This window comes from Haloferax profundi (genome assembly GCF_001469865.1).
Classification (GTDB): domain Archaea; phylum Halobacteriota; class Halobacteria; order Halobacteriales; family Haloferacaceae; genus Haloferax; species Haloferax profundi.
Genome location: NZ_LOPV01000233.1, coordinates 1 through 569 on the forward strand (window position 1 = coordinate 1; position 569 = coordinate 569).

A 569-nucleotide genomic window follows, 5' to 3' on the forward strand; every position below is an offset into this window, starting at 1 on the left:
GATTTGACCGACTGCTGACCCGACTGCGCCTGCCGCACCGGAGACAACCACGGTGTCACCAGGCTGAGGCTCACCAACTTCGAGCAAGCCGAAGTAAGCCGTTCGACCAGGCATCCCAAGCACGCCGAGATATGCTGGCGGGTCTACAATCTCTGGGTCCACAGGCGCGACGTCGTCCGCATCGAGAATGCTGTAGTCCGCCCACGTTCCGTTCCCGGTGACGAGGTCGCCTGCTTCGTATTGGTCACTCTTGCTTTCTGTGACCTCGCCAACGATGCCACCGCGAAGCACATCGCCCACGTCCCACGGTTCGGCGTACGATTCTGCGTCTCGCATACGGCCACGCATGTACGGGTCTACAGAGAGATACTTGACGCGGACTCGGAGTTCGCCGATGTTTGGTTCGGGGACGTCGCTCTCTCGGAGTTCGAAGGTGTCTGAATCTGGTTCGCCCTCTGGTCGCTCGGCGAGGGTCCATTCTCGATTAGAATTTCGCATACACTGGTTCTGTTCGGTTCACCGATAGGGCTTCGGGAGGCGGGTGGTATTTCTGCCAACGCTGCCCTGTC

Annotated in this window: 1 pseudogene; it reads right to left on the bottom strand. The window is 59.8% G+C overall.

From position 1 onward, the window contains the following. A pseudogene (locus AUR66_RS11390) lies at positions 1-498 on the bottom strand (NADP-dependent oxidoreductase); the annotation flags it as partial. Positions 499-569: the final 71 nt, after the last annotated feature.